The 8,828-nt window shown below is 59.2% G+C and carries 8 protein-coding genes and 1 pseudogene; 6 read left to right on the forward strand and 3 right to left on the reverse strand.

Annotation, left to right across the window (positions count from 1 at the left end):
- A pseudogene (locus tag X773_RS78820) lies at positions 1–145 on the reverse strand (L-idonate 5-dehydrogenase); the annotation flags it as partial.
- Positions 146–347: 202 nt separating this feature from the next.
- On the reverse strand, positions 348–2,012 hold the full coding sequence (locus X773_RS72740) for a hypothetical protein (protein ID WP_156937507.1): 1,665 nt from the start codon (positions 2,010–2,012) through the stop codon (positions 348–350).
- Between the two features lie 227 nt (positions 2,013–2,239).
- Here X773_RS72740 and X773_RS72745 point away from each other — a divergent pair, with 227 nt between their 5' ends.
- From X773_RS72745 to X773_RS72770, 6 genes are all read left to right on the forward strand, one after another.
- On the forward strand, positions 2,240–3,895 hold the full coding sequence (locus X773_RS72745; RefSeq protein ID WP_023680784.1) for a vanadium-dependent haloperoxidase: 1,656 nt from the start codon (positions 2,240–2,242) through the stop codon (positions 3,893–3,895).
- A complete protein-coding gene (locus X773_RS72750; RefSeq protein ID WP_023680785.1) occupies positions 3,895–4,323 on the forward strand; it encodes a hypothetical protein in 429 nt (142 codons plus the stop codon). The genes X773_RS72745 and X773_RS72750 overlap by 1 nt, the downstream gene beginning before the upstream one ends.
- A 78-nt stretch (positions 4,324–4,401) precedes the next feature.
- Positions 4,402–4,761: a hypothetical protein gene (locus tag X773_RS72755; RefSeq protein WP_031213365.1), complete on the forward strand. Its 360-nt coding sequence runs from the start codon at positions 4,402–4,404 to the stop codon at positions 4,759–4,761.
- A gap of 73 nt (positions 4,762–4,834) precedes the next feature.
- Complete coding sequence (locus tag X773_RS72760) at positions 4,835–5,770, forward strand: phosphatase PAP2 family protein (RefSeq protein ID WP_198023675.1); 936 nt, start codon at positions 4,835–4,837, stop codon at positions 5,768–5,770.
- A 12-nt stretch (positions 5,771–5,782) separates the two neighbouring features.
- Complete coding sequence (locus tag X773_RS72765) at positions 5,783–7,228, forward strand: S8 family serine peptidase (protein ID WP_023680788.1); 1,446 nt, start codon at positions 5,783–5,785, stop codon at positions 7,226–7,228.
- 37 nt (positions 7,229–7,265) lie between these two features.
- The gene (locus X773_RS72770; RefSeq protein WP_156937508.1) at positions 7,266–8,372 is read left to right on the forward strand and encodes a hypothetical protein; all 1,107 of its coding nucleotides are present in this window, start codon (positions 7,266–7,268) and stop codon (positions 8,370–8,372) included.
- Positions 8,373–8,482: 110 nt separating this feature from the next.
- Here the strand turns inward: X773_RS72770 and X773_RS0140340 are convergent.
- Positions 8,483–8,828: zinc-binding dehydrogenase (locus X773_RS0140340; RefSeq protein WP_031213369.1), on the reverse strand; the 346-nt coding region annotated here is incomplete at its 5' end.

Here is an 8,828-nt window from a genome sequence, read left to right on the forward strand (position 1 = left end):
TGCGGCCCCTGATGTCGCCCGCCCGCGTGGCGGCGTGCAGGCTCACCGCTAGCGGCTCGGCAAGTGCGGCCGCCTGGTAGGCCACGTCAGATGGAACCTTGAAACATTGCGCGGGCGTGGCGTCGAACAGGCTGGCGAAGCCGCCGGCCGTGGCGGCGCCGATACGATGGTCGGCTATGGCGGCAACGACACTACTATGTCGACAACGCTGGCGACAGGGTGTGTCTCGGGTCGCTCAAGGGTCCGTTCCGGACATATCGGCAGGAGGCTGCACCGCTCTAACGGCCGAGGCCCAATCAATCCGAACGACCGAGTTCGATCTCGATACGTCGTCGATGAAATGCCGCCTAAAGACCGACGCTAGCCAGAGCCGAACCTATCAATTCAACGCTTCTCGGGTTGGGAAATGGCCCGAAATTGTTTCTGATTTTCTGGCTGGCGATATCAGGGTCCTTCGTCCGAAGCTGGCCGAACAGTTCGCGGGCCTCGTCCTTGAGGCCGAGATGCGCCAACGCAGCCCCATAATAGCGGAGTGTCGGGGGATACGAAATCTCGCGCCCCCCCGGTTCAAGCGCGAGAGCGCGACGCCCCTCGCGGGCGGCCGCTTCGAAATCACCCGACATCGCCTCAATCATGCACAGTGACGTCGCGAAGCAATATCGAAACGTCAAGTTCTTTCCAAGTATCTCTGCCTTCTTAGCCGCTGCCCTAGCCTCTGAATAACGTCCAGTATAGAAGTTTAGCATAGAGAATGCGTCGTAGTACATGACATTTTGTGTACCCGTCTGCCTTGCTTTTTCCAAATATTCTCCGGCAGTAGTGAAATCTTGAAGGAGGAACGCGTGTACGTGGGCGCATAGAGACAGGGCTGCGCCATTAAATGGATCAAGGTCCATAGCCACGCGCATGTCGTCCTTGCACTCTTCGATCGTAAGGCGATAGTCGTAGGCATGCGAACGGTCGTAAAGAAATACAGCCTGATACGCGCGCCAAGCATGAAAGATGCCCTGGCGGCTGAGTCCATTTGCTTCGGTCAGCGTCGCACGGCTGGCTCTGACGTCGGACGGGCTAAGGCTGAACATCTGCGCTGTAGCAGTCAGAAGCCGTTTTCGGCTGAGATGGGAATCGTCCAGCGCATCGAGCGAGAGAATGTTCCGGTGCAGGAGACGGTCAACACAGTTGGTTGCGAAGGCCTGAAGATCCCGCTCCAGTGCCAGCGTCTTTCCGCCAAGCTTTACCACCGTACTCATGCTGACCATAACGTCCCGGTTGGTCGAACCGACGCACATAATGGCAACCGCCAGAGTATCGTAGGCGCTCTCCGTCTTGATCAGCAGATCCAAGTCCTGCGCGTCGGCAGCACTTCGCGGCCCGTTGCGAGCGGGATCCGGGACGGAAACCCGAAAGCAGCCCGTTTCCTCAAGGCCGGAGATGACGGCCTGCCGAAAGAGTTCAGGCAAAATCATGGCGCCGACCGCACCATTGTGCCAAGCATCCAAGCCGATGCTCACGACCAGACGCCTGTCGGGCTGCGCGCCACTGCGTCGAGTGTCGTCGGCCCCCGGACTGGTCACTCTCGGCGCCGCCGTTTGCCGCTGGCTTCGCCTCTCGCGCAGCCATTCCTCGAACCCTTCCTCTCCAGCAATGTCGAGGCCTTCAAGAAGCGTTCCGTTCGTCTGAGCGCTTTCACCCTCGCCCAATGCGTCGACGTCACACCGGTCGAGCCGAAGGCAGACGGTTTCGCGATCGATATGAAGCAGATCGGCCAAGTCCCCCGCGAGCAGCGCGCGCAACGATGACAGCTCGCGTCGAAGGCTGTTTTGAGACTCCGTCTTCTCGCATCGCCCCCATAGCATGTCCTGCAGCGAGGCTCGGGAACGCTCCCCGTTCCGGGAAAACGCAAGAATCGCAAGCAAGGCACGTGCCTTCTTGCTCGGCACGGCAATCTGACGGCCGTGCATATCCTCAAGTCGAAAGATGCCCCGCAGCGTAAGCCGCGCGATGAGTTGCATGGCCATTTCCAGCCTACCCTCGAACCCCGGCCATCTCTATAGCATAGACCGCAAAAGAATACACAATCTCACTCGATCGCGCGTTCAGTGATGGTCTTTTCACGCATTTTTCACGCAACAACGACGGAAATTCGGACGGTTTTGGAACGCGGGCATGGTCATTTCCCGCGTCGGCGGCGCACTGAAATCAAAATCTTGCTTGCGCTACCAAGATGGAGGCTAAAAAAATGTTAGATCAATTTGATCCGATCTTGTTCTGGAGCAGGGCTTCACTCGAAGCGCAACGCCAGGACTATACGTTCGGCGATGGAACGGGCATCGACGAGGCCGGAAAAGGCCGAACAAAGCTTGAACCGAAAGTGGGCGGGCCGACGCGTGCGTCCCGCGCGCTGGCAATCGTGCATATCGCCATGTACGACGCCCTGCTGATGGCCGATCCGGCTTCATTCCACAACAACCATCATCGGTTTGCTCGGCTGGCCGCATATCAGCCCATGCTCCCTGCCGCGCCTGCCGTGATCAGCCGTGAAGCCGCTGTCGCCGGAGCGGCGTCGGTCACGATCCGGCTGTTGTTCGAAGACGCCTTCGTTGAGCAGCTCGTTACGGAATACCGACTGCATCTGTATGAAAAGGGCCAGTCGGCGCAGGCGATCGAAAACGGGCTCGAGTATGGCGCTGCCATCGGCCGGATGCTCGCGGACGCTCGGTCCGCCGACGGTTCGGGAACACGGGATAGGCAATACCGCGCCTTCGGCCTACCAGGAACCTTCAGCCTTGACCCCTATTCGCCCCTGGGCGCCGCCGTGCTGGGTGCGACATGGGGTTTCGACGTTAGGCCCTTCGTCACCTACCCTGCCGGCGCGATAGAGTTTGTCGGGCCAAGCGAGGCCCTTGGAGAGCGGCCGCCGCAGCCGGGCCAGACAGAGCCCCTGGGGTCGTTTCTCGAAGCAATGAACTGGCCGGCGGATCGCGACCTGGTCGCCGGCAAAGGCGCTGCTCCAGGGACCGACCGGTTGACACGAACAGCCGAGGAAACGCTCATCGGAACCTTCTGGGCCTATGACGGGGTTCGCGGGATCGGCTTGCCGCCGCGCCTCTACAATCAATGTCTTCACGCGATCGCGGAGCAGGCGAACTTCTCGACGGAGGCGTTGGCCGTTCTGCTGGCCATCTGCAACCTGGGAATGGCCGATGCCGGCATTGCCGCGTGGCGCGAAAAATTCACCTATCATATCGCACGGCCGGCAACCTTGCTTCGCACCAACGAGGCCGGATTCAGGGAGGGTACCGCGTCCGTGCCGACCTTCGATCAGGCCAGGCTCTCAATGCCCGCCGGAGAGGCCGGCAAACCGGACTATACCTCCATCAAGGCATGGCTCGAATTGCCACCCGACACACCTTCGCTGGTCGAATCGGATGCGCATTGGGCCCCCCTCGGGGCACCACAGACGAATTCCGTCCCGCGTGGCGGCGATGGTCCGAAGTCACGAACGCCGCAGTTTCCGGCCTATCCATCGGGGCATGCGACCTTCGGTTCAACCTGCTTCGGGCTCGCAAGCGAGCTGCTTGAAGCTCTGGGCGGCGGCAAAGATCTCGTCTTTGCCTTCGTATCCGATGAGTATGATGGCCGCGCCATCGACCCGGACGGGTCCGTGCGTCCCCACCATGTCCGCCAGATGACGCTTGCCCAGGCAATCCATGAGAATGCCGTCAGCCGTCTCTATCTCGGTGTGCATTGGCAGATGGACGCTGTCGAAGGTGTGCGTCTTGGCCGCAACCTGATCGACGTCATGAAGTCCAACCCCGTTGGGCCTCTGCACGCGATCATCCCCGACGATCCTTTCGAGTCTGAACTCGCCGCCAAAGCAAAGGAGATGATGTGATGAACAACTTTCGCACGCGTATGGCGAACCAACTTAGTCATAGCCGCTGTGAAGATCCAGCTCGGCCGATCACGCCGGCCTCGTCAGAGACGTTAATCGTCGAGCTCAAGGACGACACGCTCTCGATCAGCGACACGCATCTGTTCGACTTCCCGAATAGCAAGCATGGGCTATTTGCCGCCAATAACCGCATTCACGCACGCAAGGTCAAACAGGACGGCGACGACACCGTGTTCGAAATGCTGGAAAAAATCGATCAGCCGGACGCCAAGCCGTTTCTAGTCCTTGCAGGCCGGCCGCATGACTGCCGCCTAAGCATCGGGGCCGACGGGATTCGCCGATTGCGAGCCTACGGCACCGATGATGGAAACGGACGCCTGAACTGCGGCGGGTGGATATTCGACGCCCTGCAGTCGTCTTCCGCCTGACATTCCCCAAATCAATGGACGCCATCGGTTGCGGTGGCGTCCACACCCGAAACGTGATCACTCTGTGGGAGAAATAAAATGGACAATTATCCGGTATGGGGACTTTTGATTGCTTTCAACGGAGCGACTATATTTCTTCTGCGCTCCGTATTCACAAGCATTGACTACAAATCGATTATGTTGGAGAAGAATATCCAGGACGACAACGGCGTAGCTCCTGTCGAGAGCTACAGTCGTGTAGCCGGCATGCTTGGGGCATCTTTGATGGTTACGCTATTCTGGGGCGCGAGCAACGTCGTCCTCTACTTTGCGATCGTGCGGCCCGATCAGGTTTCTGGAATCGTCACCAGTGTCGGGAATTTTCTTTTCTACGGCGCATCGCTCTTTCTTCCATACGCGGCCAACCAACTGAAGGCGATGTTCCAGAAGCCGGCATGACGACCGCTTGCAGAAATTATAACACGGGGCAGCCTTTTCGAAGAAGGCTGCCGGGCAAATGGGGGACAAAGAGATGGGACTTCAACCTGTTGACCAACTGGATTTTAGGATCAGTTCGAATATCGTCCTGACAAGACGCGGCGAAATCGGCTTTCTTCAAACAGACAACGCTCTCTTCACGGAATTTTTTAAAGATCTGCCCAATGCGAACAAGTTCGCTGCGGCCTTTGCGGGATCCCTATCGCGTTCCCGCAGCAGCTTCGAAGTCCTTTCGCGCTCACGGTCCCGCTCGCGGTCAAGATCGCGATCGCGATCACGTTCAAGATCAACTGCGCAGGTGGAGCGCGGCGGCGGCGCAGTCGGCGAGGTTCTCGCGTCCTGGGACGTCGTGAGGCGGCTTTACGCTGCGGGGATGTTGGACGGGACTTACCCTTTCGAGGCCCTGCAGATAAAACCGCCGCCGGGTCCGTCGGAAGCTGCCGCCGAAATTGCAGCGCTTCACGTTCACCAACTGAGCCTTGTCAACGATCGCGCCAGGCAGGAAGAGATCCTGTCGCAGGCCGACACATCCAATCTGTCGGACATCTTTGCCCCTCTCGGCATCGAAAGCGGCGGCTTCGACAGTACTGAGAGGATGATCGAACTGATCCTGCAGGTCGCCGAGCGCGTTGGCTACTTTTACAAGGCCGTCTTCAATCGCCAGCGACCGAACCAGGTGGACTCCCGGTTGAGGCCATTCATCCCCGTTCCGCCTCATGCGGCATTTCCAAGCAACCATTCGTTTCAAATGTTCTGCATCGCCGAGGTTCTCACGCGCCTGATACCGGAACATCCCGGCACAACCGAACTGTTCTTCGTTGCCGAGCGCGTCGCCGAAAACCGTGAGCACGCGGGGCTACATTACCGTTCGGATACGGAGGCCGGCCAGGCTCTGGCCAGGCAGTTCGCACCGTTTTTCATCAATTTGTGCAGCCGCGAGATGCGTCAAGCTCTCCTGGAATGGCACTGAGGGAGGGGAGCTATGGAACCGGACACTGCACCAGGACAGGAGCGGACCGAGTCCCCTCTTTTCTATCTCTGGCATCTTGCCAGCATTGGCTTGCTCGACGCGCAAAGACCAGGCGTTGTGCCGCCAATCTGGTCAAAGGGCCTGCCTGAGAGCCGGGTCGCCATTATCGACAGCGGCTGCACATCGAGGCATCCAAATCTGCCAGCTAGCTGCATCGAAGCCCGGCTGGACGTGGCGGTGTCGACCGACGGAGTAGTCTATCGCGAGGAGGACCGGCGCGCCGCCCGGGATGGCTGGCAGAACCTTGAAGCGACGATGGCTCCAATATTGAAAATGATCGCCGACGACGCCGTTCGCGACGATATTGCCCGGCGCATCAAAGCGATGTCCGAAGGGGAGCCCCGGCTTGTCAACGCTGCCGATCCGGCAGAGCGTTTTGCCGGACACGGCACCTCTTGCGCCGGTCTTATAGCAGGCCGGACACTGAAGGAGCCGCCGGCGGGGTCGGCGCCTGCGCTCGATGGCGCCGTTTTGCCGTACTTTGGCGTGAATCCGTTTGCGACGATTATTCCGGTCGCCACCCCCTACAGCCATGAAATCGCTCCACTTGTCACCGCGCTTCTGCACGCGGTCGCCTGTCGCGCCGATGTCATTCTGCTGCCGCGATCGGTGAACGATCTCGGCAGGTTGGCCAGAGGGAAGAACGCGTCTGGGACGGGTGTTCGCATGACGCGGTTCGACGACGACGAGGCGTTGGCCACCGACAAGAAGATCTTTGAGCATCTCCTGGCAGCGATCGCAGCGGATCGTCCGGTCATTCTCGCGGCCGGGAATGACGGAATGGCCGAACCGGCCTATCCCGCGGCATTGGCGACTGCGACGGAGGCACCCTTCGGAGCGACATCTCTGATCGTTGTTGGCGCGGGCAATCAGCTGGGGTGGCGTTCCGCCTACTCGAGCGGCACCTACGCTTCAGGCGTTACGATCTACGGCCCGAGTGACGACGAGGCTATGATCACCGACCATGTCGTACGAATTGACCTCGCCGCTGAGATGGGCAGCGCAATTGCCAGGTCGGTTGGGCCAGCACGTGCGAAGGCCGGAGCCGAATATTCACCCTTCAGTGTTCTGGCGATTGACGTACCTGCCCGCCTGGCCGGCGATGCGGACGTCATCGACGAAACAACACCCCTGCCGACCGGGCTTCTCTATACCCGCTTCGGCGGAACCTCGGCCGCATCGGCGCTGATTGCAGGTCTGGCTTCGTTGATTCAAGCGAAGGCACTTGCCGACAGCAGCAAACGACACTCCGGCAGCCAATTGCGCGAGCTGCTGCTGAGCAAACGTCCAGCTGAACTGGTGCTTACCTCATCAGGCTCGTCGCGCTCGAAACTTAATAAGGGAGACCAGCCACCCCCTTACGTCCAGATCAGCGACGTCGTGCCAATCAAACCATGAAGGCACGACTGTAAGTCTCGATTATTTGGAGGCAAGCATGGAAGACGGCACAGAGAAGGCAACGGCAACGGCCGACCCGAGATCTGTATTCCCCGGCTCTGGGAGGCAATGTCCGAAATGTGACGAGCCGATCTCCTTAAAAGCCATTCGATGCCCTCACTGCCTGGCAGATCTCGGTAGAGGGGCAACCAGATGGCAAAAGGTGACACTTGGTGCAAAACTCGTACGCGACTGGATCGGGTTTCCTGCGGCAGTGGCTGCGCTATTAACTGCATTCTTCACCCCGACGGTCGCTGCCATGCTGAGTTGGTTCGACCAAGACAGAGCCTATGTGACGGCCGAGCTATTTAATCCCGACATTGTCAATGTAGGTCTAGACGATCGCGGAGTGAGCGACCAAACGGACAGGGTGACGCAATACATCTCTTTGATCCGCGTCGGCGGAAAGAATACCGGCTATTCTACCGCCTCGATCAGATCGAATTTTCGCTGCGCATTGCAGACCTCCGACGGCGCCGGCATGGATTATTATTTCGACTTCTATGACATTCAATCCCAGAGGAAGTTTTTTCCAACCTTGGACGCCGGACAGTCGATCATCACTTTCGGAAAGCTTACTGGTTCTCAAGAACACGATTCAGCTACGGGTATGAATACCTGTGAATTTTCTTATGTTGACCGGTACGGCCCGCGGCCCCCTTACATCGTGTCACTTTCCGACCGCGCAAGGTCAGAGATTGCAGGGCTCGCAATCGGAGATGAGCAAGCGGAACTACAGTCGCAATTCTGTGCTGGAATGGTGACGCAGATGCGGCTGAGCGACAAAACCATAGCCGACTGTGTAAACGACACACATGCAATCGCGATTGAGCCGATATATTTGTGGAAAAGCGCGGTCGCACGCGCAATGCAATTCTCAACGGCGTTCGGCACGATGACCGGCCAGCAGTCGAAACGTGCCGCGGGCGCTATCCTCGTCTGTAACGACAGCCCAGACAACTGCAAGCAGACAGATGCGAACATGTTGTCCGAAATGGACACGGCACTTAGTCGCTTCCAGCCGCCCATAACAACTTGGTTCTGCAGTTCAAAGCCAGGACTATCTTTGGCGGACTGCACACGGCGTGATTTCCCTCTTCCCTGAGCCGGCGTTCCATCTGAGCGACCCGTTCCACGAAACGTCAGCACAGAACAAGTGATTGAGTTTGACTGCCAACGTCTCGCGCGGCTCAATGCGTTTGGGCCGTTTCTCGATCAGTCCGCAGTGAGCACGACCTTGACGCTTTGTGAACGGTCGGCGGCAAGAAGGAAGGCGTCGGGCGCGGAAGAAAGCGTGCGCTCGGCGGTCACCAGCTTGAGGACATCCACCTCCCCCGAAACGATGAGATCGACCGCCCGGCCGAACTCCGTACCGAAGCGGAAGGTGCCTTTGAGGTCGATCTCCTTGGCCATCACTGCATTGGCAGGCAGCGGGATCTGGCCGCCGGGAAGATTGCCGACCTGGACCACCGTGCCGCCGCGCCGGACGCTGGCGATCGCCGCGGCAAGGCCTGCGGCAGTGCCTGAAATCTCGAACGCCACATCAAGCGAACCGCCGGCC

The organism is Mesorhizobium sp. LSJC280B00, from assembly GCF_000502835.1.
Taxonomy (GTDB): Bacteria; Pseudomonadota; Alphaproteobacteria; order Rhizobiales; family Rhizobiaceae; genus Mesorhizobium.